The 22,100-nt window shown below is 68.8% G+C and carries 34 protein-coding genes; 8 read left to right on the top strand and 26 right to left on the bottom strand.

Annotation, left to right across the window (positions count from 1 at the left end; translation table 11 throughout):
- The first annotated feature begins 133 nt into the window (after positions 1 to 133).
- The 7 genes from SALPAC6_RS0114035 (at position 134) to SALPAC6_RS0114010 (ending at position 2,487) form a co-directional block, all read left to right on the top strand.
- Positions 134 to 316: a hypothetical protein gene (locus tag SALPAC6_RS0114035; RefSeq protein ID WP_018254035.1), complete on the top strand. Its 183-nt coding sequence runs from the start codon at positions 134 to 136 to the stop codon at positions 314 to 316.
- Positions 316 to 543 carry a hypothetical protein gene (locus tag SALPAC6_RS30230; RefSeq protein WP_026189661.1) on the top strand — a complete coding sequence of 76 codons (228 nt, stop codon included), beginning with the start codon at positions 316 to 318 and terminating at the stop codon, positions 541 to 543. Before SALPAC6_RS0114035 ends, SALPAC6_RS30230 begins: the two co-directional genes overlap by 1 nt.
- A complete protein-coding gene (locus SALPAC6_RS26000) occupies positions 435 to 761 on the top strand; it encodes a hypothetical protein (protein ID WP_223874462.1) in 327 nt (108 codons plus the stop codon). The genes SALPAC6_RS30230 and SALPAC6_RS26000 overlap by 109 nt, the downstream gene beginning before the upstream one ends.
- Positions 762 to 763: 2 nt before the next feature.
- The gene (locus SALPAC6_RS0114025; protein ID WP_026189258.1) at positions 764 to 955 is read left to right on the top strand and encodes a DUF397 domain-containing protein; all 192 of its coding nucleotides are present in this window, start codon (positions 764 to 766) and stop codon (positions 953 to 955) included.
- A 255-nt stretch (positions 956 to 1,210) separates the two neighbouring features.
- The gene (locus SALPAC6_RS0114020; protein WP_018254032.1) at positions 1,211 to 1,543 is read left to right on the top strand and encodes a hypothetical protein; all 333 of its coding nucleotides are present in this window, start codon (positions 1,211 to 1,213) and stop codon (positions 1,541 to 1,543) included.
- A gap of 159 nt (positions 1,544 to 1,702) precedes the next feature.
- A complete protein-coding gene (locus tag SALPAC6_RS0114015; protein ID WP_018254031.1) occupies positions 1,703 to 1,906 on the top strand; it encodes a hypothetical protein in 204 nt (67 codons plus the stop codon).
- 80 nt (positions 1,907 to 1,986) lie between these two features.
- Positions 1,987 to 2,487 carry a hypothetical protein gene (locus SALPAC6_RS0114010; RefSeq protein ID WP_018254030.1) on the top strand — a complete coding sequence of 167 codons (501 nt, stop codon included), beginning with the start codon at positions 1,987 to 1,989 and terminating at the stop codon, positions 2,485 to 2,487.
- A gap of 173 nt (positions 2,488 to 2,660) precedes the next feature.
- Here the strand turns inward: SALPAC6_RS0114010 and SALPAC6_RS0114005 are convergent, their stop codons facing one another.
- The 8 genes from SALPAC6_RS0114005 to SALPAC6_RS0113975 all read right to left on the bottom strand — a co-directional run bounded on the left by SALPAC6_RS0114005 (position 2,661) and on the right by SALPAC6_RS0113975 (position 9,629).
- Entirely contained in the window at positions 2,661 to 3,398 is a 738-nt protein-coding gene (locus SALPAC6_RS0114005) for a DNA-methyltransferase (protein WP_018254029.1), read from the bottom strand.
- A 94-nt stretch (positions 3,399 to 3,492) separates the two neighbouring features.
- The gene (locus SALPAC6_RS0114000) at positions 3,493 to 3,756 is read right to left on the bottom strand and encodes a hypothetical protein (RefSeq protein WP_018254028.1); all 264 of its coding nucleotides are present in this window, start codon (positions 3,754 to 3,756) and stop codon (positions 3,493 to 3,495) included.
- Positions 3,753 to 4,079 carry a hypothetical protein gene (locus SALPAC6_RS0113995; protein WP_018254027.1) on the bottom strand — a complete coding sequence of 109 codons (327 nt, stop codon included), beginning with the start codon at positions 4,077 to 4,079 and terminating at the stop codon, positions 3,753 to 3,755. Before SALPAC6_RS0113995 ends, SALPAC6_RS0114000 begins: the two co-directional genes overlap by 4 nt.
- Positions 4,080 to 4,099: 20 nt before the next feature.
- Positions 4,100 to 4,918: a peptidoglycan-binding domain-containing protein gene (locus SALPAC6_RS0113990; RefSeq protein ID WP_018254026.1), complete on the bottom strand. Its 819-nt coding sequence runs from the start codon at positions 4,916 to 4,918 to the stop codon at positions 4,100 to 4,102.
- Complete coding sequence (locus tag SALPAC6_RS29700) at positions 4,896 to 5,042, bottom strand: hypothetical protein (protein ID WP_188117300.1); 147 nt, start codon at positions 5,040 to 5,042, stop codon at positions 4,896 to 4,898. Before SALPAC6_RS29700 ends, SALPAC6_RS0113990 begins: the two co-directional genes overlap by 23 nt.
- Before the next feature lie 11 nt (positions 5,043 to 5,053).
- Positions 5,054 to 5,458, bottom strand: a complete 405-nt coding sequence (locus SALPAC6_RS0113985) for a hypothetical protein (RefSeq protein ID WP_018254025.1) — start codon at positions 5,456 to 5,458, stop codon at positions 5,054 to 5,056.
- Between the two features lie 56 nt (positions 5,459 to 5,514).
- Entirely contained in the window at positions 5,515 to 7,659 is a 2,145-nt protein-coding gene (locus tag SALPAC6_RS0113980; RefSeq protein ID WP_018254024.1) for a hypothetical protein, read from the bottom strand.
- 8 nt (positions 7,660 to 7,667) lie between these two features.
- On the bottom strand, positions 7,668 to 9,629 hold the full coding sequence (locus SALPAC6_RS0113975) for a phage tail tape measure protein (protein WP_026189659.1): 1,962 nt from the start codon (positions 9,627 to 9,629) through the stop codon (positions 7,668 to 7,670).
- A gap of 118 nt (positions 9,630 to 9,747) precedes the next feature.
- Between SALPAC6_RS0113975 and SALPAC6_RS0113970 the strand changes: the two genes are divergently transcribed.
- A complete protein-coding gene (locus SALPAC6_RS0113970) occupies positions 9,748 to 10,140 on the top strand; it encodes a hypothetical protein (RefSeq protein WP_018254023.1) in 393 nt (130 codons plus the stop codon).
- A 1-nt stretch (position 10,141) separates the two neighbouring features.
- On the opposite strand, the gene SALPAC6_RS0113965 is transcribed toward SALPAC6_RS0113970, so the two are convergent.
- The 18 genes from SALPAC6_RS0113965 to SALPAC6_RS0113880 form a co-directional block, all read right to left on the bottom strand.
- Positions 10,142 to 10,345 carry a hypothetical protein gene (locus SALPAC6_RS0113965; RefSeq protein WP_018254022.1) on the bottom strand — a complete coding sequence of 68 codons (204 nt, stop codon included), beginning with the start codon at positions 10,343 to 10,345 and terminating at the stop codon, positions 10,142 to 10,144.
- A complete protein-coding gene (locus tag SALPAC6_RS0113960) occupies positions 10,342 to 10,890 on the bottom strand; it encodes a DUF7426 family protein (RefSeq protein ID WP_018254021.1) in 549 nt (182 codons plus the stop codon). The genes SALPAC6_RS0113965 and SALPAC6_RS0113960 overlap by 4 nt, the downstream gene beginning before the upstream one ends.
- A complete protein-coding gene (locus SALPAC6_RS0113955; protein WP_026189658.1) occupies positions 10,890 to 11,660 on the bottom strand; it encodes a phage tail tube protein in 771 nt (256 codons plus the stop codon). The genes SALPAC6_RS0113960 and SALPAC6_RS0113955 overlap by 1 nt, the downstream gene beginning before the upstream one ends.
- Positions 11,661 to 11,679: 19 nt before the next feature.
- Positions 11,680 to 12,132, bottom strand: coding sequence for a minor capsid protein (locus tag SALPAC6_RS0113950; protein WP_018254020.1), 453 nt, complete (start codon positions 12,130 to 12,132; stop codon positions 11,680 to 11,682).
- Between the two features lies 1 nt (position 12,133).
- The gene (locus SALPAC6_RS0113945; RefSeq protein ID WP_018254019.1) at positions 12,134 to 12,490 is read right to left on the bottom strand and encodes a hypothetical protein; all 357 of its coding nucleotides are present in this window, start codon (positions 12,488 to 12,490) and stop codon (positions 12,134 to 12,136) included.
- Between the two features lie 3 nt (positions 12,491 to 12,493).
- A complete protein-coding gene (locus SALPAC6_RS0113940; RefSeq protein WP_018254018.1) occupies positions 12,494 to 12,835 on the bottom strand; it encodes a hypothetical protein in 342 nt (113 codons plus the stop codon).
- Positions 12,822 to 13,229 (bottom strand): hypothetical protein, encoded by a 408-nt coding sequence (locus SALPAC6_RS0113935; RefSeq protein WP_018254017.1) that lies wholly within the window; start codon positions 13,227 to 13,229, stop codon positions 12,822 to 12,824. The genes SALPAC6_RS0113940 and SALPAC6_RS0113935 overlap by 14 nt, the downstream gene beginning before the upstream one ends.
- Before the next feature lie 13 nt (positions 13,230 to 13,242).
- Positions 13,243 to 13,554, bottom strand: coding sequence for a hypothetical protein (locus tag SALPAC6_RS0113930; RefSeq protein WP_026189657.1), 312 nt, complete (start codon positions 13,552 to 13,554; stop codon positions 13,243 to 13,245).
- Positions 13,554 to 14,504 (bottom strand): SU10 major capsid protein, encoded by a 951-nt coding sequence (locus SALPAC6_RS0113925; RefSeq protein WP_018254015.1) that lies wholly within the window; start codon positions 14,502 to 14,504, stop codon positions 13,554 to 13,556. The genes SALPAC6_RS0113930 and SALPAC6_RS0113925 overlap by 1 nt, the downstream gene beginning before the upstream one ends.
- A 43-nt stretch (positions 14,505 to 14,547) precedes the next feature.
- Positions 14,548 to 14,940, bottom strand: coding sequence for a hypothetical protein (locus SALPAC6_RS31265; RefSeq protein ID WP_018254014.1), 393 nt, complete (start codon positions 14,938 to 14,940; stop codon positions 14,548 to 14,550).
- A gap of 474 nt (positions 14,941 to 15,414) precedes the next feature.
- The gene (locus SALPAC6_RS0113915; RefSeq protein ID WP_018254013.1) at positions 15,415 to 16,614 is read right to left on the bottom strand and encodes a phage minor capsid protein; all 1,200 of its coding nucleotides are present in this window, start codon (positions 16,612 to 16,614) and stop codon (positions 15,415 to 15,417) included.
- A 3-nt stretch (positions 16,615 to 16,617) separates the two neighbouring features.
- Positions 16,618 to 18,129 (bottom strand): phage portal protein, encoded by a 1,512-nt coding sequence (locus SALPAC6_RS0113910; protein WP_018254012.1) that lies wholly within the window; start codon positions 18,127 to 18,129, stop codon positions 16,618 to 16,620.
- Between the two features lie 32 nt (positions 18,130 to 18,161).
- A complete protein-coding gene (locus SALPAC6_RS0113905; RefSeq protein ID WP_018254011.1) occupies positions 18,162 to 19,430 on the bottom strand; it encodes a PBSX family phage terminase large subunit in 1,269 nt (422 codons plus the stop codon).
- Entirely contained in the window at positions 19,420 to 19,932 is a 513-nt protein-coding gene (locus tag SALPAC6_RS0113900; RefSeq protein ID WP_018254010.1) for a hypothetical protein, read from the bottom strand. Before SALPAC6_RS0113900 ends, SALPAC6_RS0113905 begins: the two co-directional genes overlap by 11 nt.
- 233 nt (positions 19,933 to 20,165) lie before the next feature.
- Complete coding sequence (locus SALPAC6_RS0113895; protein WP_018254009.1) at positions 20,166 to 20,375, bottom strand: hypothetical protein; 210 nt, start codon at positions 20,373 to 20,375, stop codon at positions 20,166 to 20,168.
- Positions 20,372 to 21,022 (bottom strand): hypothetical protein, encoded by a 651-nt coding sequence (locus SALPAC6_RS0113890; RefSeq protein WP_018254008.1) that lies wholly within the window; start codon positions 21,020 to 21,022, stop codon positions 20,372 to 20,374. Before SALPAC6_RS0113890 ends, SALPAC6_RS0113895 begins: the two co-directional genes overlap by 4 nt.
- A 105-nt stretch (positions 21,023 to 21,127) precedes the next feature.
- Positions 21,128 to 21,841, bottom strand: coding sequence for a hypothetical protein (locus SALPAC6_RS27790; RefSeq protein WP_018254007.1), 714 nt, complete (start codon positions 21,839 to 21,841; stop codon positions 21,128 to 21,130).
- Positions 21,838 to 22,098: a hypothetical protein gene (locus tag SALPAC6_RS0113880; RefSeq protein WP_018254006.1), complete on the bottom strand. Its 261-nt coding sequence runs from the start codon at positions 22,096 to 22,098 to the stop codon at positions 21,838 to 21,840. Before SALPAC6_RS0113880 ends, SALPAC6_RS27790 begins: the two co-directional genes overlap by 4 nt.
- Positions 22,099 to 22,100: the final 2 nt, after the last annotated feature.

The following is a 22,100-nucleotide window of genomic DNA, read 5'->3' as shown; positions in this document are numbered from 1 at the left end:
ACGCTACGCCATGAAGGGCGTGACGGCTCGCTGACATCGACGTCGGGGCTGCCGCTGCCGTACTGGTTTTGCTGCGCCGCAGGGCTTCTGACGCCTAGCGGTCACCATCCAGATGCCACCAGGGAGCACGCGCATGATCCGGCTACTCCGCCGACTCCGCCGCCGCCGGCCCGCACGGCTGGACGCAGTCGGTCCTGCCACCGTGTATGCGGCGCGGGCCGGCGCCTACTCCTCGCTGCACAACCAGCCGACGGTCATCTTCGATAGCCGGCCGTTGTTGACCCCGCTTGCCCGGCAGCGGGCGGACCGCCGGTGATGGCCACCCACGCCCGACCTGCTCCCGGCTTGGCGACGGTCCAGCTACGTAATCGGATGATCCTGTCCGCCCGGCGGATCATCACCGAGCACTGGCCGCGGGTGGACCGGTGCCCGGTCTGCGGGTCCGGGTGGCCGTGCCCGCCCACCGAGACCGCATACGGCTACCTGACCTCGGTAGGGCAGGGCAACTGGGCGCCCCCGCAGCGGACGCGGGCACAACGGTGACGCCGGCCGACGCCACCATCAGCCGGTGGTGGCGGGACCTGAACAACCACCGCCAGGTCGAGGGCCGCTGCCCGGTGTGCGGCACCCCGCGGCGGTGCTGGCCCTGGGCGGAGGCATACGCCGGACTCCTCACCTATGACCTACTCGGACCGCCCCCACCACCCCGTACAGATGTCCGGCCGGATGAGACGGCCGGCGAACGAAAGGTTGATTCATGAGCATGAACGAGCTGACCTGGAAGAAGCCGATGCGCTGCGACAACAGCAGCCCGAACTGCGTTGAGGTTGCTGCGGACGAGACCGGCCGCCGGTTCGTGCGCGACAGCAAGAACCCCAACGGCCCCGCCCTCGCCTTCACCCCCGACGAGTGGGACGCGTTCGAGGGCTCGATCCGCGGCGGGCAGACCTTCTGACCCGCAGCCCGGGGCCAGCGTGATGCTGGCCCCGGGTCACCCCCGCTATCAGGGAGGCGACGTGAAACCCGCAACCGATCCGGCCGTACAGTGCCTGGGCTGCGCCCCCGGGATCGTGGTCCAGACTCACCAGTGCGCCGGAGACAACGAGCTACGCCCGTCCGGCGGATACTGCGGCTGCCGTGAGCCGGGCTGCGGTCCCGGTCAGGGTGTGTCACGGCGGCGTGGTTTGACGGCCGGTCGTACGGTGCGGTAGTGAACCGTACACCGATCGTGATCACTGCTGTGGCAGTTGCTGCACTGGGTGCCGGTATCGCCGGCACGGGCCTCTTCCTGGCCGCTACCGAGGAGGACACGCCGACCTCGTCAACATCGCAGGCACCGGCGCCCTCAGCGGAGCCGGCCGGGGACACGGCTGCCGACCCGTACGAGGTGTACCTGGACCTGGCCCCGTCGGGCGAGCCGACACTGTCCCGGGAGGACGCGCAGACCCGCGCGTACCTCGGGTGCGGGCAGCCGTGGGCGCCGGGGACCGTGGACGCGGCACTGGCCGAGGCGTACGCCGAGCTGTGCGCCGACTTGGAGTAGCGCACGGAATAGCCCCGGACACGACGAAGCGCCCCGCCCGGCCCTGAGGCCAGGCGGGGTGCTTGTTTTGCTGCATCACCCACCCCCCAAACCCTTGTCTACGGCAAGGGTTCTTGTCAAGATTTCCTTGACAGGAACAAGGGGAGGGGGTGAGACTAGATGAGTAACCGGATGGACCAGATCGTCGCAGCGGCGGCACGGCAGGGCTTCAGCGTCCGCCAAACCCGCACCGGGACGTGGATCTTCAGTAAGGGGATCACGACCCTGACGTTCGAGCACACGCCACACACTTCCAAGCAGTGGATGGACCTGCTCGCCGCGCTACGCGGCGCTGGACTGCGGTTCCCCGCCCACCGGCGGTAACCGCGAAGGGGGGCCGCGTAGCGGCGCGGCCCCCCACCCCATCCGGATCTGACAGGAACAAGGGGATGGAGGAATCCAGTATGACACCCCAGCAGTGGCACGCCGCCGTAACCATTCGCCGCTGGAGCACGCAGCCCAGCGACGACCAGCTCGCCGAGATTACCCGGACCCTGCCCGGCTACGGCATCATCGTTGACACCGGGCAGGACCGGGTGCGCCTGGAGATGACTATCGAGGCGACCACCGTCCGCCAAGCGGCCGACGCGGCCGTCCGCGCGGCCCGGACCGCGCACAGTCAGGCAATCGGCAGCGCACCCGAGGTCACCGCCCTACGCATCATCACGGCCGAGGACCACGAACGGGAGATCTCCCGACCGCACCCGATGAGCCTCGTTGGCAACGCCGAGATCGCCCGAATCCTCAACGTGTCACGGCAGCGGGTCGAGCAGCTTGCCCGGGAGAACGAGGCGTTCCCGGACCCGGTCGCCCGGCTGGCCGCCGGCCCCGTGTACACCCGGGGCAGCATCGACGCGTTCGGGGCCGGCTGGCAGCGCAAACCAGGCAGACCGAAGACGGTCTAACCTAGACACCACGAACGCCCCGCCTGGCCTTACGGCCGGCGGGGCACTTGCTATAGCACGAACCCCCGTCCAACTAGGCCATGGCCAGAGCCCGGGGGCTCTTTCGTCAGACGGGGTCGCGCGGCTTGGTCGGCGCCGGCCGGGACATCACCGGCGGCACCGCATCGACGACCCTACCCGGGCGTGTGCTGCATGGTGGCGTCGGCGATCCGCTGCCGTGCAATCTGGGCGTAGTGCGCGCTGGCCTCGATCCCGATAAACGGGTGGCCGGCGTCGGCGGCGGCAACGCCGGTGGATCCGGACCCGGCGAACGGATCGAGGATCGTGCCGCCGGGCGGGCATACCTTGGCCAGGTCGGCGAGCAGGCTGACGGGTTTCTGGGTGATGTGCTGCCTGCCCTTGCCGCGGGGCTGGCTGGCGCTGTAGAGGCCGGGCAGGTAAACCGGGTTGCGGGTGGCGTCGATCGGCCCGTGTGAGCCCCACAGCAGGAACTCGCAGTCGGCCTTGAACCCACCGATACGCGGGCGGGAGATGGGTTTGTGCCAGCAGATGATGCCGCGCCATAGCCAGCCGCCGGCCTGCAGGGCGTCGCTGGTGGCCGGTAGTTGCCGCCAGTCCGAAAACACGAGCAGTGACGCGCCGGGCCTCGATACGCGGAGGCAGTCGGCGAGGATCAGCGATAGCCATGCGGCGTATCCGCGCTGGTCACGGTTGTCCCCAACGAAGTCGGCCAGGGTGTGGGCGGCGTCTCCGGAGACATACTTGCTGCGGGTGGTGTGCTTGGTCCGGTCGCTTTGGGTACGGCCGCCGGAGTTGTACGGCGGGTCGGTCAGCACGAGGTCAACGCTCGCGGCGGGCAGTGTGGGCAGGATCGTTAAGGCGTCACCGTGGTGCACAGTCCAGGGGCTCATCAGCTCTCCCACTTAACCGGGGGATCCGAGGGTGTCCGCCGGTGGTGGTGCCCCCGAGTCACCACCACCGGCGGGTGTGGCTGGGTCGGCAGGACTACTGCCTCCGGGCGGCCGGCACCTCGTACGTGGGTGCGGCCGGCGTACCGAGCAGGACACCGAGCCACGGCCAGCGCGCCTCGGCCACCCGGACGAGGCCGTAGTAGCCGCCCATCGTCAACGCGACCACGCCGGCCGTGAGGGCGGTGGATGAGTCGCCGTCGAGGACGATGCCCGCCGTCGAGGCCAGCCAGGCGAGCAGGGCGCCGACGGCGGCGGGGACGGCGGTACGGATCAGGCTGATCAGGTAGTCGTGGGTCATCGGGGTTCCTCCTGGGTGCGGTTGGGGGTGGTGTCGGCGCCGGTGGCGTGGGCGATCCTGGCCACCTGATCCCGGAGTGACTGGCCGCCGTTGGGGCGCAGCTCTTCCAGCGCGTCGAGGCGGCCCTCGATGCGGCCGACCCGCGTCATGAGCCCGGGGCGGCCGTCGGGGAGGCCGGGGCGGGGTGGCTCGCCGACGAGGTCGTCAACGAGCCGGGACACCTTGCGGCTGGTGGTCAGGGTGCCGCGGCCGGCGCGGCGGAGGACCTCGGCGGCGGCGCCGACGGCGGCGATTACCGCCGAGATGTAGAGCAGTGTCTCCACCGCGGACTCCTGACGTGCGGCTAGGTGATCGGGTTGCGGTAGGCGGCGTCCCACGTCTTGCGGCCCAGCAGCCCGTCCACGCGGAGCCCCTGGTCGGCCTGGAATGCGGTGATCAGCTCCTGGTACTCCGGCCCGTACAGGCCATCTGCGCCGCTCTTGCGCAGGTACCGCTTGCCCTTGCCGGCCGGCCAGCCCCGGCGNGTGAGCTGCTTAGTCCAAGCGGCCAGCCACTGNCGGTCCGACTTNCCGTTGAANTNNCGNCGGTAGTAGCCCGACACCGACCGATGCCCACCATCACGAGGGCCGAAGTAGTAGCCCCCCGGCAGGGGAAACGTCACCGCCGGGCCGGGTGCCGGCCGTACCGGTGCCGGGGTCGGCTTGCCGAGCTGGTCCAGCCGCCAGTTTGTGCCCCGTACCGTGTCGGCGGCCTGGGTGAAGTCAGAGTTCACGTGGCAGTGGCTCGTGTGCCGGTTCGAGCCGGTGTACGCGTGGGTGGCGAAGTTGTGCCGGCGGTGCCAGATCCGGCCCTGGTAGATGATGTACCGCACCCACCACAGCGCGCCCGAGCGGGCCAGTGTCACCCACAGCTGCACGACCTGCTCCATCGTGACCCCGTCCGGGTCGCGCAGGTCGGCGTCGAAGTCTCGGGCCCGCACCTCATCGAGGTTGTCGCCGTCGCGGTACTCGGGCCGACCGGTGCGGTCCGGGTTGTGACTCGACGGAGAGTCCTGGTGGGCGGTGTTGCCGATCGCACCGTCCGATCTGGTGTCCCGCTTGGGAAACCGCCGGTTGAGCTGATCACGGGCCTCATTCAGGTTAGGTACTACTGTCCATGCCATCGGTGTTCACCTCCAGTTCTGGCCAGTCGGTCTGGGCGGGATCGACCCACGGATCGGGCATTTGTAGCCCGATGTGCTGCTCCGGGTACTCGTCCGGTATCGGATGCGCGGAATTGGTTTGCATTTTGCTCCTTGTCATGGGGACACCCATTCGGCTTCGAGCACGGCCGTGAAGCCGAATTGGTTGTAAAGCGAAAGCGACCCGCCGCTGTTTTGCCACACGAATATTTCGAGGTAGTCGCCAACAGTCAGCCTGATAAGCCCGGACGCTGACAGCCGAGAGCTAATCCCGGATGGCGTCGCCGGGACTGCGACTCCGACGCGGGCCGCAGTGCCGTCGCGATACACGACCAGCGCACGGGATCCGCTGGACTGGAGCGTGAACCCGACTGCGGCACCTACCCGGAAGAGGCCAGCCGTTCTGCAATAGATGCCACCGCCGACAATACTCGCCATCCCATCCGTGTCCTCACTGACGGTAGTAAGCGGCACCTGCGTGTAGGTGGCGTTAGGAATGGGGTCCGCGGCCATGGTTGTCATCAGACACAGCGGCCGTCCAACGATATCTGACCAGTAGGCACGGTCTCCAGCTGCCATCACAGCCCCCATCGTTTCGCGTCGGCCAAATGCACGGCTGTGCCGGCCGCTTGCGGTTTACTAATCCCGTTGACCGCACGGACAACATTGGCGGTCTGGGTCCACGGACCGGAGCCGCCGGGCGTGCTCATACTGGTCACGGTGATGCGTTCCCCGCCCACAAGCAGGTCGTAGGGTGTTGCGGTCGTCGACCATATGTCGTAGAACCTTGCGACTGAGACCGTCATTGACGTGTCCGCAGCGTTGTGGTCGCCGTCCAGGGTGGTGGTGCGCGAGTCCCACCGAAATGATGGGTCGTCCCAGACGCCGACCTCCCAGCGGTCGGCGGGTTCGGTGGCCAGCTCGACCATCCACTTGCGTCGGCCGCGAATCGTCTCTCGTGCGTACACGATGGTCTGGTCGATCAGGTCGATCCCCGCCGCATCGGGGGCGTTGACAACCTGTATCCGTGACCCGGGCTGGCAGGCCACCCAGTCCCCGGTCAGCGCCCGCCCGGAGCGGGTGTGCAGTGGCACTCTGAGGCGATACCGGGTACTTGTCTGCCCGTACATCCATAGCCGCCAGTCGGCGTGACCCTGCAACTGGTCATCCGACGCCAGGTTGAGACGGGGACTCGACGGGATCAGGCCCCGTTGGGTGATCGACTCCTTGTCATCGGCGACCGCACTGGAGCCACCGATTCGCGTGACTGTCCAGTGATTACGCAGCTGCTGATCGTTGTCGGTTGGAGTCAGGTTCCCGCCGAGCTGCCGGTCGGCGGCATCGATGGTCAGGGCGACCGGGGCGGCGTATCGGGACCAGCGAGGCAGGTACGCCAACCCGGGTCCGGACTCGTAGATGATACCGAGGTCGACCTGCTCGCACTGCTGGTACAAGTCGAGTGGGGTGCCGTCTGGCTGTAGGCCCATCGCAGTCGCGCCCCCATCGGGGACTGTCGGCACCGACAGGGCGATGCCGTCCTCGGCGCACAGCCGGGCCAGCCGTAGGTGCGCCGCTTCGCCCGGGTGGGCGTCTACCCGGGAGTACGTGAGTGGCGACGTCGCGCTGTCCCACACCCGCAGATGTCCCACGACGAAATCGAGCGGGGCAGGCGAGGAGATCACGCGTTGGTCGGGGTTGAGCGCGATGGTGTCGATCCGGCCCAGGGTGCCGGTGACGGTCACCGACCCAACGGTGAACGGACCGGTCATGATCGTCACGTCGATGGACCCGCCGTTCTGGACGGCAGATATCCTGAGATTGTAGGGCCCGACGTGGCGTGTCGGCATACTCCAGACGACTGTCGGCGACCCTGACGCGGTGTAGGCCACCAGATAGGTGCCGTAAACGTCGTCGTAGCTATCCACATAGTCCCAGCGTGTGAACGTCGCCCCAGCGAGGGTGGTCCACCTCAGCAGCACCACCGTGTCCACCGGATTGCCCGTCTGCCAGAACGCCTCCAGCGTCCATGAGGTGGGGCTGCTGGTCCCGGCCGGCACCCGACCGGACAGGGAGCCGCCCAGGACCAGCAGCGGCAGGGGTTTGGTGCCGAACCGTTGGACGCCTCGGCCCACGTCCCCGGCGGCGAACTTCACGTTCCCGGCTGCTTGCATCGGCGCTACGCTGCGGAATCCGGATGCCGCCTGCGTCGCGCCGGCCTCGTCCTCACATGGCCAGTAGGCCAGCAATCCGTCATTGGCGGCGACTATCCGGTACATCGGTGATCGGGCCGGCGGGGATCCGCGCCCCAACCGCCCGAGGACGCCCACCGACTCGATGCGAGTCACCGCGAGTTTGCCGGAGCGCCCCGGCCAGGTCACCGACCAACTCCGCACGTAGCCGGAGTGACGGGTGCGCCACCCGGTCCCGTCTCCCAGGTCCACGTCCACACTGACTGGTGTCCAGGTGCGCACATACGGCCAGTACGGAGAGGTTGGATTCCCGACGGTGAACCGGCCGTCGCCGTTGCGTAGCGTCAGCGCACACGTGGACGACTCTGGGCGGGTGGCGCTGGACTGGCGTCCCCATTCCAACTCGATTGGATCCGACGCCCACCAGTAGTTAGTCAGGTCCGTCCATGACCAGGTGGCGGGGTCGGCGGACAGGTCAGCGCCGAACGCGACGCGAATTCGTACAGCGAGCGGGTCACCGTCAGCCCAGCCCATACCGCCTCCTACAAATCACTGCCGATGGCCTGCTGCGCATTGCCGCCACGCAGGGCGACCTGCTCCCGTAGCGCCAGGACCAGATCCCCGCCACGAATCCGGAACTCGCCGGTGAGCAGCAGCCGGATCAGCCCGGCCACGGCCGACCCCGACGTGAGGGGTTGGATCGTGGCCCCGCGGTTGAGGTACGCCAGCTCGGGGCCGCGTTCACCGACCACGGCCAGACCTGGCGCGAGAGCAGTACCGCCCTTCGCCAGGTAGGGAATGTTCGGGGTGGACAAGGTGGCGCCACCCCACACCTGGCCCAGACCCGGAACGCTAACGCCCGGAATGCGGAAGGACAGCCGGTTCCATTTGCCGATAATCCAGTTCAGGGCGCTCTTGAAGGCAGCCTTGAACCCGTCGAAAAGTCCCCGCGTCGCCCGTCCAACCCGCCCGGGCAGCCCGGTCACCCAACGCAGCCACGCCGAGCCCTTATCGACGATCCAGTCGAAGACGGCGCGGCCCAAGTTACCGACCTTGCGCCAGGTCCCCGAAAACAACGACCACCACTTCCGTACCCCGGAAGCGAGTATCCCTATCGCCCATTCCCAGCCGTCAACAATCCAGTTCAGCACCCATTCGACTGCCGTCTTGATGCCACCCCACGCGGTTTGCCATAGGTCCTGGAACCACGTCGTTTTCGTCGCAATCAGCACGATCACGGCGACAAGGCCAACGACCGCGAGGACGATCCAGGTGATTGGGGAAGTCCACAGCGCCAGGTTCAGTACCGTCTGCACTGCCGCCCATGCCTTCAGGGCAACGACGATCGTGCCGATCACCCCGGCGAGGATGCCCAGCCCAGTCGCCAGCGGCACCACCCAACCCGAGTTACGGGACAGCCAACCAAACGTCGCCTCAATGTGAGGTACGGCCTGGGCAAGTCTCTCGACCAGCGCGGCCTGGACCTGCCGCTTAAATGCCTCCAGCTTCTGACTGGCGGACATCTCCAAAGTTTCTCCGAGTTGACCCACCGCCCCATCAACCGTGCCGAGGGCCGATGTGGCCGATGACGGGTCTAGCGCGAACAGGGCGTCTTGCATGTCGACGAACTTGTCGCCGGCGACCTCCGCGGCGATCTCCGCGCGTTTCGCCGGGTCCGTCACCCCCCGCAGTCGGTCGAGGATGGTGTCCAACGCACCTGCGGCGCGCTGGCCGCCGGCAGCGAAGTCGGCGGACATTTGCTCGGCGCTCAATCCCAGTGCCGTCAGCCCCTCGGCGGCGGCGCCGAGTGTCACCCGGTCGTTGATCTCCTTGATCGTGTCGGCGACCACGTCGGCGTCACGAGCACTACCCTGCAGCCCTTGCTGGATGAGGCCGAGCGCGGCGGCGCCATCCAGGCCCACCGCCCGGAACTGGGTGCCGTACTGGGTCATCGTTTCCAGCAGGTCGTCGGAGAGATCCTGCGTGCCAGCGAAGCCACGGGCGAGCATGTCCAAGGCGTCGACCGCACTGCCCGCCAGCCCCGCCTTGACCATCTGCCCCGCGGCCCGTGCGGCCTGTGTGACGTCCTGGCTGTAGGTGGTGGCCAGGGCCTGTGTTTTGACAGTGATGTCCTCGATGACCTGCGCGTCGGCGTCCTTTGGCAGCAAGCCAGAGGCCATGACCGCGCGTGCGGCGTCCATCGCCGCAGTAGCGGTGTCGCCGAATCCTCGTCCATAGGCCGCCCCGGCGGCCTCACCGATGCGCGCGGCCAGCGCCGGGTCACCGATCTGCGCGGTCAGCTTCGTACGGGCTGCGTCGAGGTTAAGGCTCCCGACCAGGCCGGCGCCGAGGCCGGCAGCGAGCGCGGCACCGAGGACGGGACCGTGCTGCTTGGCTCGGTCACCGAGCCGCCGCAGTTTGCCCTCGGCGGCCTGCATGCCTTTGGCAAGGTGCGTGTCGTCTGCCTTGAGATAGGCAACCAACTCGCCGAGCTTCAGCGCCACCATCGCCTCCTGTCAGATCATGGACGGTCGCTGCCGAGTCGATGCCCCGCTGCTTGCAGCGGCTATACCGCGCCGTTACCGTGCAGCGGTTGTCCACCGGATCGGAAAGGGACCTCCGATGCAGCCGATGCAACAGCCTCAACCTCCGGCGAAGAAGAAGGGCAATCCGGTCGTCGCCGCGGTCGGGCTACTTGTGGTCGCCGGGCTCTGCGGCATAGGCGGGATCGTCGTCCTCAGCGGCAACGACGAGCCACAAGACCCCGTGAGTGCCAATCGGGACATTACCGCCGAAATCATGTGCGAGCAGTTTATCGAAAGGGAGCTCAGGGCTCCAGCCACGGCGGAATATACGGATCCGACAACCAGGAAAGACGGAGCAACGTACACGGTGAATGGTGCGGTTGACTCGGAAAACGGCTTCGGGGCAAAGATCCGATCCGAGTACAACTGCATTGTTACCGATTCCGGTGACGACAAATGGACGTTGGTTGACCTGAAGTTGTCGGAATAGCTCACACGGATTTCGGGAACTCAGGCTCGGGCGCGAAGGCCCGGTAGGTGCGGGTGTCCGCGGCGAGTAGGCCGAAGATGCGTGTCTGGAGCCACCGCCAGGACCGGGTCCGCATCAGGGTCCGGTCCTCGACGTCGATGCCGTACACGTCATGTAGGTCGGCCTCGATGAGCGTCCACTGTGCGAGCAGTTCAGGCCAGCTCACCGTGCCTTCCGACGTCCCCTGCTCTTGCGCCCTTGTGTCGGCGGGGATGTCGTACCACTCGTAGAGGCCGGTGGCGGGGTCGTGTTGGCCTCGGCCGTACGGCTCCCGCCAGTCCGGGTCCGGTTCTGCGCCCGACGTTCCTTCCGGTTCGTCGGGCGTTGGGCTTCCGGGCGGCCCCCGGAGGTCCAGTATCGTTCGGCGGCGTCTTCGCCGCCGATGATCCAGATGTAGCCGGTCTGCCCGCAGAACTGGATGTACGGGTCCTCGACGCCGTTGTCGGCCATCTGCTGGTAGACGTCGCCAAGGACCCGCTCCGGAAGGCTGAGGTCGCCGGGCAGCTGCGGTAGGGCCTCGATCCGGGCGACCGCGGCCTGTATCTCCTGCTCGCTGCTGACGTTGTGTACCTCTCCGGTGACCTCGGCCAGGCGGCGGCACCACAGGCCCAGCTCGGCGGAGGGCAGCGGCAGCGTGTACTCGCGGCCTCGGACGGTCAGCGTGAGCCCTGGCGACCAGTAGGCGTCCAGGTCGTGAAGACGAGTGCCCATCAGGCGTAGGTGTAGTCGTCGGCGGTCGTGTCCGTGTTGGTCCCGGTCGTGGTGGTGACCTGGACCTGGACGGTGCCGGCGAGGCCGGCGGGCGGGATCGCCACGATGTGGCTGTCGGAGACGACCGTGTAGTCGGTGGCGGGATTCGCCCCGAAGCCGACCGCGGTCACGGAGGCCGTGCCGTTGGGCTTGAAGTGCTGCCCGTAGATGTTGACCACCTGGTCGTCGCCCGCGGTTGATCCCGTTGTCGGGGCAATGCTGGTGACGGTCGGCGTTAGGCTGCCGGCGGGGTTGGTGATGTCGGTGATCTGGCCCTGCCCCTGGAGCACGATGTCGATGGTCTTGCGGCCCTTACCGCCTGACGGCGCCCAACTTTTGACGTAGCAGCGGCCTTCGTGGCTTTCGCCGTCGTCGAGGCCCTCGCGGTTGTACCAGCGGATCCCGAACTCGGCGTTCCCGGCGCTGGACGTCCGGAGAGCTTTGAACTGGGTGCGAAGGAAAGCCTGCACGGCGTCGATGGCGCTGCCTTGCAAGTTGGTCGACCAGGCGATCTTGACTTCGACCCGCCAGTTGTAGCCGGTGACCTCCTCCCGCATCGCCCCGGTGTCGTCGTAGACCTCGTCGTCTTCGGTGCGCAGCTCCTCGAGGAGCTTGGCCTCCTCGACGCCCATGAGCTGTTGGTAGTTGATGGCTGGGTAGGTGGCGGTGTCGATGTCGAGTCGGTGCGTGCGGGCCAGCTCGGTGACCCGGGTGGTCGGGGTGGTCGCCATGGGATGGCCCTGCCTTTCGTCAGTCGGTGCGATTGAGCGTCGGGCGCATCGCCTCGACGTAGTAGTTGCTGGACGACTCCCACCGGCGGTTGGCGTCCTGGCCGAGGGAGGTGTGGTTGCGGCGGGTCACGTCCACGACCTGCACCGTGCCGAGGGCGGTCCGGCCGAGGCTGTCGAGCAGCTCGTACACGGCGTCGGCGATGTCTTCGACGTCGCGCGGGTCATCGGGCACGCCGCGGCAGCGCACCTGCACGCCAATCGTGTGGTCGGCCATGCCGGGCAGGTCGTCGCCGAGCGGGTAGGCGGCAAGGGTGATCAGCCGGTCCGGCTGCTGCGGGATGGCGCGGATGACGATGGCCGTCTCGCCAGCCTGGTAGGCGCCGGTTGTGCGCCAGGCTCCGGCAGCTCCGCCGTGGAGCAGTTCGGCGATGCCGGTCAAGAGTTGGGAGGTCCAGCCGTCACCGAGTGCCATGTCATCCCTTCAGTGGCTTCCCAGCAGCCCTCGCGATGAGGGCGAGCATCACGTCCCGCTCCGTCGACATCGGCTGCTCCAGGAATTTGGGCTGCCTGCCGTCGTCGTGCCGCAACGTCATGTCCTCGTGCTGCCGGACGGCGTATGGCCTGTCGTAGGACACGGCGACGGTGCCGGAGCCGGGGTCGATGGTGACCTCGCCGGATCGCTCCAGGTCGCCTTCCTCGTGCGGGACGAGGGTTGAGGATTCCTGGAGTAGGTGTTCGGCGGCCAGTTCCAGGCCGTCCATGCTGGCGTCTGATAGGGCGGCTAGTACCTTGTCGCCGTCCCACTCCAGTGCGAACCCGTCATCGGCCACCGGCTACTCCAGGGACAGTTCGACGTGCTCCGGCAAGTCCAGGCCGTGTGCGGAGATGTCCGACCGGGCCAGCACTCGCGACGAGCGCCCAGCCCAGGTGACCCGGGAGCCGGGCGGGCAGACAGTGTCCGGTGGGCAATAGACAGTGGTGGACGACACCTGCTCGGTGCCGGCGGCGTCTTGTGTCTGCACCCGCACCAGGCGGCGGGTCTGCTCTACCACGCACGGCGTGACATCGGCCGGGTCGGCGAGCGCGTGACCGTAGGCGCCGGATCCCTCATACGCCTGCACGCTGACCGTTGTCGGGCTGGGGATGTGGACGGCGACGAATTCAGCCCAGTCCATACCAGGGCTCCTGCGGTCCGTGCCCGGTCAGTCCGGCGGCCTGGAGTGCCTGCCATGCCTGCGGCCACAGCCCGTTGATCTTGCTGGCCTGTTGGCTGGATCCACCAGCACCCTGCCCGCCACGCACCACGCTGACCTTCCCGATCGCGAAGCTCGCGGTCGGGGGCATGGCACCGGTGCCGGTGATGTCCCCGGCGGCGATCATCCCGGCGACCTGCTCACACGTGGCATCCCGCAGGGCAGCGATCACCTCCGCATCCGTCGCGTCGTAGACGGCGGTGAGTAGCGCCCGGTCGACATCCCTGCTAGCTCGGGTGAGCAGCAGCGCGGCGGACGCGCCGGTCGGCACCGTCACCGGGTAGGCGGTCAGCTCCGCCTCGGTTGCGTATGCCACGCTGCTGCCCTCCCTATTCGGGTTTCGGCCCGTACTTGTCGATCAGGTCGGCCTTGGTGAGCGCCTCGACCTCGTCCGGGTCGGCGCCGTGCACCCGGGTCGCGTAGCCGACCCATTCGGCCTTGACTGCCGATGGTGCGGGCGGCTCGTTCGGCGCGTCGGGCTCGGGTGGGCTGACCTCGACCACGCCGTACTCGTCTCCCAGGCCGCGCAGCGTCTCGGCCTGCACGATGTTGGGCACTTCGGCCTGCCCGTCACGGAAGCGCACCGTCCCGGCCTCGGTCCACACCTGAAGCTGCGGGTACCGGTCGCATCGGAACGCCATCATGACGTCGCCAGGCCGGTGATCTTGCCGTGGGTCTTCTCGTTGCCGTACTTGAGGCCGACCTCGCCGTAGAGCTGGCTGCGGTCGTTCGCCCCGGTGCGGCCCAGCGGCTCAGCGAAGAAGTGCCCCTTGCCGGGGATCTCCTGGTAGACGGGCATGCACTGTTCCAGCGACACCGCAGACAGCGCGTCGACGGGCATGTGCCGGTTGAGCATCAGGTTCAGCCGACCGAAGTCCGTCTCGATCGTCTGCACGTTGACTCCGGCAACGTTGCGCGACTGTTCCCGGTAGTTCTTGTTCGTAACGAAGATCGTCGTCAGGGCTCGTTTCTGGACGGCGTTGCACATCAGGGTCGCGGTTTCCGACTCCTGGATGCCGCCGTTTTCCCACACCGACTGGAGCAGGTCGAGCACCATCGTCTCGGTCAGCGCAGCAGCCGCCGCAGCGACCACGTTGGTGGTGGTCGCTTCAAGAATGCCGCGCGTCTTGCGGGCGGTCGAGTTGTCCGCCGGCTTCACGTATGTGCCCTGAATGAAGCTGTACTCGATGTCCCGCGCCATCTGCTTGAGCATCTGCTCGACCTGCCAGTCGAGCTCGTTGGTTACCGGGTTGGCTAGCGCGTTGTTGACGCCGGCCTTGGCTTGGACGGCGGCGAGTTTGGTGTAGGACACGCCGACGGTTTCGTGGTGGATCTGCACGATGTTGGACACGTTGGCGCGGACTCGGTTCTCCTCGGTTGGGGCATTCGCGCCCTCCAGTGCGGTGTTCTGCCCGGCCGCGCGTAGGTCGTAGGTCTGCCATTCGAACTCGTTGGCGTCGGTCTGCCCACCGCCAGTTAGGCCGCCGATCGCGGAGAAGAACGGGGTGTCGCTCGGGGTGAGCTGGTAGAGGACCCCGGTGTAGTTGGGCAGGTCGTAGGTGGTGCCGAGCCCGGTGATGCTTCCGGCCACGGTGTGCTCCTTAGGTCGAGAGAGCCCTGGACTCGGCCGGGGCCTACTGCGGTTGCTGTTGGTGGGCGGCCGTCAGCTTTTGGTTCTGCAAGCTGATGACCTTGCGCCAGTTGCCGGCCTTCTGTGCCTCGATGATCTGCTCGTCGAGGCTCATCGTTGTAGCGGTCGGTGCGCCGCCGAAGTGGCCGCCGGAGCGGGCCGGCAGCTGGGGCGGGCCGGCGGGCTGGGCCATCCACGGGTTCTGCGCGGCGATCGTCTGGATGGCCCAGGCGAGACGCTGCGCGTAGTCCGGGGCGGCCGGGTCCAGGCCGACGGCGGCCTGCTGCCATGCGGTCGAGCCGAGCAGCGCGGCTGGGTTGACCCCTGCCTGCCCGGCGGCGGTCCCGGCGTGCTGGGAGACGGTCGCGGTCCGTAGTTGCGTGTCCCGTTCGGACACCTGGATCCGGAGCCGCTCGATCTCCTCTCGGGCGGCCTTGGGCAGCCGGGACAGGTCGTAGCCGCCGCCGTCGTTGTCAGGCTGACCGGCCGGCGGAGGCGCCTGCGATTGGGGCGAGACGAGGTCCGGCGGTGCCCCCCGCTGCCCGGTCGGAGTGGGGTTATACGGCGGTGCGGGCGGCTGATCCGGCGGGGCCCAGCCTTGCGGCGCAGCGGGTGACTGATGCTGGGGAGGGGTGGGTGGCGGGCTGCCGTACGACTGCCCCGGCTGCGGCTGCGGCTGCGGCTGCGGGGCGGACGGTAGGGGCGGTGCCGGCGACGCGGGCGGCGCGGCGGGCGGCGGCTGCTGACCGACCTGCCCCGCGGGCGGGGCGGGTGGCTGCTGCGGCGGCGCGGCGGGCGGCTGCGGGGCGGGCTGAGTCACTATCGACTCCTCGGGTTGGGTGGTGCTGCCCCCGGACGGTCCGGGGGACGTCTATCGGGCGGCGCCGATCTGCTCGCGGGGGCGCTGCCGGATCAGCCCGGTCGCGTCGACGTGGGCGCGGATCGCGGCCTGAGCGGCGCGGACTTTCACCGCGGCGGCGCGACGGGCGGCCGGGTCGATCGCGGCGGCCTCGCGAAGTTTGGCGCGGCGTACCCGACGCTCCAGCTCCCGCAGGCGCTGCCGGTCACGGTCGCCTTGCGGGTTAGCGGTGTGGGCCGGTCGGCGGGTGGCGCCGGGCAGGTAGGCGGTCAGCCGATGCGTGCAGTTCGGATGCAACAGACCGCCTCCGATGGCCTCGTCGACGCTGCCGGCCACCTCGACGGCGACGGTGCCCTCGGCCGTGGCCGAGGCGACGTGCTCGGTGCGGCGCCCGGCCGGCCCGGACCGGGAGAGCACCGTGCCCTCCCACGGACGGCAGCGGGAGCACTCCTGCGGTGAGTCGCTGACCATGACCAGGTCGAGGCCGGCTGCGCCCAACCGGTCCAGATGGCCCTCCACGAGGGCTTGGGCGACGGTGGTGCGGGTGGCCATCTCCACGTAGGAGGCCAGCTGCCAGCGGCGGCCGGCCCGGTCGACGAACCCGGTGATGCCCTGGTTGAGTAGCTGCTCCCAGGCGACCTGGGCGGCGCGTCGGCGGCTGGCCAGGCCGGCGAGAACCTCGGGCGCGGCGGCGCGGGCAATGACATCCCGGTAAGCGTCGAGAGTCCAGCGCAGGATCCGCAGGTGCGTGCCCCGCAACGTCGACACCAGCGCGTAGACGAGGCGTTGCATCGCGGCAGCGCCGGGCATGTGGGTGGCGACGCGGGCCAGCTCGGCGGCGAGGCCTGCCCGCCGGGCGTTGACCATCTCTGGCAGCCCTGGCGGCAGTTCGGCCAGCTCGGCGCGGGCGAGCCAGTCCGGGTGGGTGTCCTGCACCCGGGCCAGCTCCGCGAGCGCGTCGTGACCGCCGCGTTGGTAGGCGAGGATGACCGCCTGGGCGACCCGGTCGGCGAGGGGCCCATCGAGCCGGTCGAGCAGGGTCTGCGCCCAGCGGCGCACCGTCTCGGTGGCGGCGAGTTTGTTGTCGGCCCAGTCGGGGCGGTCCATGCCGGCGGCGAGCCGGCGGGCCAGGTCGGTGGCGAGCCGGGTTTGCAGGTCGCCGTACAGGTCGACGAGAGTGCGGGCAAGCTGGTCGGCGAGGTGCTCTGGCATGGCTTACCCCCCGGTGAACGTGCCTGGATCCTGTACCTGCCGGCCTGTCTCGGCTTGGATCCGGGTGACCTCCTTTTCGACCTGGGGTCCGTCCCAGTCCGGGTTGATCAGCCGCACCAGCGTCTCCGTGGACGCTGCTTCGGCGCGGCGCAGCAGGTCAGCGGTGGTCGCGAGCCGTTGTTGATCCTCTTGCACACTGTCCGCGAAGGTGATCTTCGGTGGCTGTGGTGTCACCTTCGCCCGAAACACGGTGTGGGCGATCTCCAACTGCGCGGCGACGATGGACGACAGGCCCGGCCGCCAGTAGAGGGCCTTCTTCGCCCGGGTCACGAGGCTGCGCCGCTCCCGGGACTGGATCTCGGTAGCGGTCGCCGCGGCCTCACCAGCGATGCCGAACGTCTGCTGGCTGTAGCCAGCGTCGCGGAGGATCTGCTCCAGCAGCTCGTTCGCCGACCGGGAATGCTCCTCAACGCGGATCGCGAACTGGCTGACCGTGATACCGGCCCCGGAGCCGCTCTGCCCGGGTAGGTCATACACGGGAGTGAACAGCCGCTGGTCGACGTCGAAGGTCGCGCCTCCGCCGGGGCCCTGGGATTGAAGCATGTACGACGGCACGATCAGCCGGCCCTTGGCCAGGTCAATGTCTCGCATCCACGCCGACCACACGAAGTCGAGCTTGTCCATCAGCGGCTCGACACCCTCGTAGTCGGAGCGGCCGAGGTTGGCGCCCGCCGGTGTCGCCCTCCACCTGCGTGACGGCATCTGGTTCGGGACATAGGCAGCGGTGAGCTGCCTGCCGGTTTCGATCGTGTCGCCGTTGACGGTGACCTGCGCGGCGAGGCCCGCGGTTTCCGGATGCTCGGTCAGCGGCACCCGCCGGCCGAGGCTAGTCAAGCCGCCGACGTACAGGCCGTGGATGATGCCACCCGGCTCATGCCGCTCCAGGTGCCGCATCACCTGCTGCCCGTCTGTTTGCAGCTCTCGCCAGAACGTGACCGCGTGCAGCTGGTCATAGCGCCACTCAGGTACGGCCGCGTCAGCGTGAACGGAGGCAACCCACGGCCGGTCGGACACATCGCGGTCCCAGACGACGCGAAGGTAGACGCCGCCGAGCGCCGCCTGCACGTCGGCGGCGCACAGCAGCACGGCTTGGAACCGGTCACCGGCCTGCTCCAGCCACGCCGTCGTGCCGCTGTCATCCGTGACGACCTTCGGCGGCTCACTGAACAGCAGATCGGCGCTGGTGGTGGCCAGGTCGGCGGCCACCGGGATGTGCAGCTTGTCGGGTGGCTCGCCGGTCGTGGCGGGGCGTCCCCACCAGAGGCGGGCGAGCCACCCGCCGACGCCTCCGGCGTACTGGGTAGGGCGCGGACTCCAGCGGGCGACGTTCGCCGCGTAGTAGGTATGCAGGCGTTGCGGGTCGCCGGAATACCAAGCGTCCCACTCCTCAAGCTGGTTAAGGATTGGCTTGAGGTGGCGGGGTGGCCATTCGACGTCGTGGTTGGGCAGCGACACGGGGCGGCCCTCCTCAGGTCCGAATGGTCAGCTCAGGCGACAAGGTGCGGAACGGAGCGCAGCAGCGGGCGCCACAGCACCTCAGGGGTTTTGATCGCGTACCGGCCGGCATCCAACGAGTGGTCGCCGACCTTGATCGGCTTGTCCTCGCCAAGGAGGGCAGCTTTGTCGTCCCACACATAGCCGGGTATTTCGGCGATCCAGCCCTCGCACGAGTCGTGCACGAAAAGCTGGCCCTCGGCGAGCAGTGAGGCGATGAGTCGGATGCCGTCGAGTACGTCGTTGTCGGCGGCGACCGGCATGAGGCCGTCGCGGAAGAGCTGGTGGCGGAAGCCGGCGGCGGCCGGGTCGACGCACACCCACTCAGGCTGGACACGCAGATCGCCGAGCCAGCTACGTAGCCGCGCCGAGTATTCGGCCTGGGTGAGCTGCCGCATCCGCTGCTTCGAGTCCCACCGCCACTCCCGGCACAGGTACAGGCGGCCGTCGTCACCAACGCCCAGTAGTAGTCCGGCGAACGGGTTGACGTCTCCGTAGTCCACGCCGAGGGAAACCCANCGGGTGATGTNCGGTAGCTCGCTGACCACGTGCCGGTCCGGGTCCCAGCCTTCGTAGACCGCGCCCTCGGCCATGACCCACTGGCCGAGGATCATCCGCCGATACCACAGGCCCGTGTACTGCCGTCGATACCGGTCCTTGACCCGCTCGGATAGGAACGGGTTGTCATCGAGGCCGAAGTGCCAGATCGCCCAGTCACCGTGCAGCCGCCCACCGGGGCGGGCTTCGTCGATGCCGTTGGCTTTCAGCCAGTGCCGCGGGTTGTCCGGGTTCGTGTTGCCGAACAGTTGGGCGCCGTCGAGAGAGCAGCGGGCGAGTAGCTGTTCGTGGAAGCTTTGCGGCATCAGCGACCACTCGTCAACGTAGGCGGACGCGCAGGTCATGCCACGGAGCCGGTTTTCGGAGCGTTCGTCGTTGAAGGTGATGACCTCGATGGTGCGGCCGAGGATCGTCGCTGTCGGTGCTCCCCGGGTGTAGGTGGTGGCCTTGGACAGCGGGCCGAACAGCCGGGAGTCGCGTAGCGGGTTAAAAATGTTCCGTACGGCTGTGTCGTAGGTCTTCGCGCACACCACAAGATCGCCGCTGGTGGGAGCATCGGCTACCTGCATCAGCCAGCGCAGCAACCCGGAGGCGGTCTTCCCGGATCGGACGGCACCCTCGGCGAGGTTCACGAACGCGTCGGAGTCAACCACATAGTCGATCTGCTTCTCGGACAGGGGCAGGGCGCGCAGGTTAACCACCATCGGTGAACCTCGCCTGGTCGCGGGCAGCGCGTAGCTGGTCGCGCAGCTCCAACAGCATGCCCTTTTCGTCGTCGCTGCCGGCGGCCTTGTCGTACTCGGCCAGCTTGAGCGCCGTGCCCGCAAGGGCCTGGATCGCGTTGGCGATGTTGCGTTTGTCGGCGAACGGCGGCTCTTCCAACATGGTCGAGTTGTAGTCGTTCTCCCGACCACCGAAGTTGTAGACCAGGGCCGGAGCGAACATCTGCGCCATGAGCTTCTGGGCAGCCTGGAGGGCGTCAACGTGGAGTTGTGCGCGGCGGGCAGCGCCGTCGGCTTTGCGCGCTTCGGTGGCCTTGGCGGTCGCGCCGGACCGCTCGAAGGACAGACCCAGCTCCTGAGCTAGGCGACTGATGGTGCGTCCCGAACGGCCGATCGTCCGGCCGATCTCGTTGCGCGACAGGCCCTGGCCGTGCAGTTCGCGGACCCGGTCGTAGTCGGCCTGGGTGACAGGTCGAGCGGTCATGGTGTGTCGCTCCGTCCCGGGCCTTGCCCGGTCAGAGGTGGGGAGGGGCGGGCTTCGCGTGGGGTTGGTGCGGGCAGGCCATCCCAGCCTGCGACCTGCCCGCATTCCCCTGGTCGCGTCCCGGTCCCTGGGTACGCAACAGCCCGGTGGCGCTGACGCGTCCTACCGGGCTTTGGGCACACTCCGCCTAGCGGAGTTGGTGAACAAATCATGCCGGACGCGCTATCGCAAGGTCAAGTCGGGCGTGGCCGTCCGCGTGGTGAGAGGCGCTTGGCGGCCTCGATGCGGGCGGCCTCGTCCAGTGGGCTGTAGCCGGCGCGGGTGGTGAGTCCGTCGCGGTCACGCCAGCGGCGGACCATCGCGGGGGTGACGTCGTTGCCGAGGGCGGCGGCGAGTTGGGGGGCGGTGCCCCACTCACGGCCGGTGCTCGGGTCACGGATCACGCCGCGCGTCCAGCGTCGCGCCCGACCACGCCGAGGGCGGTGTCTCGGGGCCAGATGTGCCGTACGCCCTCCAGCCCGCCGGGGCAGCGGCAGTCGGGGGTGTGTCGGCAGTCGGCGGAGCATACGACGGTGCGGGCGGCGGCGGGCCCGACGGTGGTCGCCTCCAGGCTGCGGCGCCGGCATCCGGGGCAGTCGCCAGGGATGCGTTGCCGGTAGGGCGGTTGGTCGATCCAGCCGCGGGCCAGCTCGTCCTCATCGGCGAGGTGCACCGCGAGGAGGCCGAGGGCGCGGGGCGGCAGGCCGAGTCCGGGTAGGGCGGTGAGGATGCGCTCCAGCGGGTCGCGCCCGGCCGGGAGCCGGTACATGCCGGCGAGCCAGGTCAGCCGGTCGTGGAGGCATCGGGTCCGCTGCGCCCACGTCTGGATGCGCGGTGGGGGCCGGTCGGCGGTCAGCGTGGCGACAGGGTCGGCGTGTCCGCCGATGGGGTGGATGGTGCCGTGGATGGGGCTGCGCAGGATGGGGGCGGCGGCGGTGAGGGTGTCGCCTCGGTGCCGGGCCTCGGTGGTGGCGAGCGCGTTCAGGTGTTGTCTGGCGGTGTGGATGGACCAAGCGGCGGCGGTGGCGTGCAGGTGGTGCGGGGAGGTCACGGGCGGGCCTTTCAGCGGGCGACGGTCAGGGTCTGGTGGCCGAAGCGCGGACGTGGGCGCGGGTGCGTCTCCAGGCGCTGGTGCTGCCGCCGCGCCAGCTGCTACTCACGGCGCGGCTTCAGCGGCGGTGATGAGGGTGACCAGGTGTCGGGCGATGCCGTCGTACTCGTCGGTGACGGCGGTGGCGTAGTAGGCATCCCAGCGGTCATGCCAGCCCTCCAGGAGGTCACGGATGACCTCCACGCGTTCGTCGGCGGTACGCGCGGCCCGCCACTCCGCCGTGGAGTAGTCGAGGAACGCCTGCATCTCGGCTGGGGGGTATGTGGTGTCGTGGTCCCGCTCGGGGCCTACACGGGCCTGTGCGTGGCTCTCAGCGGGCGGCGCGGCATCCTGCGCGCCGCCGGCAGCGGTGCTGTGGTCCGGGCAGAGCACCGCCAAACCGCGAAGACGCATCCAGCCCCGATCCGACGGGCCGACATCCGCGCGATAACTCCGGCGACATCCCGGGTAGACGCAGTAGCGGATCAGGGTCCCCGCGTCGTGCGCGCTGCTGGGCCGGGAACCGAGGATGTCCCATGCAGACACGCGCTCTTGGTCGGTGCGCTTTGTGTCGTCGCGGATCTCGACGATGAGGTCACCCGCGACGGAGAGGGCATGGCGGAAGCTATCGCGCTCCGCGGCGAGCTGGTCGACGAGCTCGGCAGCGGTGGTGTCGGGGTCGCTGTAGCCGGCGCGGCCGAGGGCGGCCCGCACGTCGGCGAGCTGGTGGGGAGCGCAGTCGTGCTCGCGGTGGATTGGCAGGTTGACGTGCTGGGTCATGGCATCTCCTCAGGCTTGCTGGGCGTGGGGCGGCGCGGTCGGCGTGGGGTGGCCTGTTCGGCCAGGGTTTGGCCCCAGCGGGTGGCGCAGGGCTCGCAGATCTTCAGCCGTTGCCAGGTCAGGTTGCCGATAAATTCGTCACCGGGGGTCAGGGCGGTGACGAGGTATTGCTCGCCGGGCTGGATGGTGGCCTCGCAGTAGAGGGCCTGGCAGTCGTGGGCGGTGCGGGCGGTGCGGACGGTGCGGATCTCAGGCATGG

The sequence above is a fragment of the Salinispora mooreana genome, assembly GCF_000379065.1.
Taxonomy (GTDB): Bacteria; Actinomycetota; Actinomycetes; order Mycobacteriales; family Micromonosporaceae; genus Micromonospora; species Micromonospora mooreana.
Note: the sequence above shows the minus strand (reverse complement) of the source record. Positions and strands in the feature narration are given on the sequence as shown.